The 264-nt window shown below is 58.7% G+C and carries 1 protein-coding gene; it reads right to left on the bottom strand.

All coding sequences use genetic code 11. From position 1 onward, the window contains the following. A partial coding sequence (locus tag MWU77_RS24525) for an integrase core domain-containing protein (RefSeq protein ID WP_247275038.1) occupies positions 1 to 264 on the bottom strand: 264 nt, incomplete at both ends.

Raw genomic sequence — 264 nt, 5'->3', positions numbered from 1 at the left:
CGTGGTTGTACCAGTGAACGAACGAAGCCATGAACTCGCGCGCGTGGTAGAGGGACCCGAAGCGTTCGGGGAACTCGGGTCCGTACTTGAGGGTCTTGAACAGCGACTCGGAATACGGGTTGTCGTTGGAAACCTTCGGTCGCGAATGCGAACGGACCACCTCGAGGTCGGCGAGCAGGGTCGAAACGTGCTTGCTGGTCATCGACGTACCCCGATCCGCGTGCACCACATCTGGAACCCCATGCACTGCAAAGATTTCTGTCA

Source organism: Rhodococcus sp. F64268 (assembly GCF_023015605.1).
Lineage (GTDB): Bacteria > Actinomycetota > Actinomycetes > Mycobacteriales > Mycobacteriaceae > Rhodococcus.
Note: the sequence above shows the minus strand (reverse complement) of the source record. Positions and strands in the feature narration are given on the sequence as shown.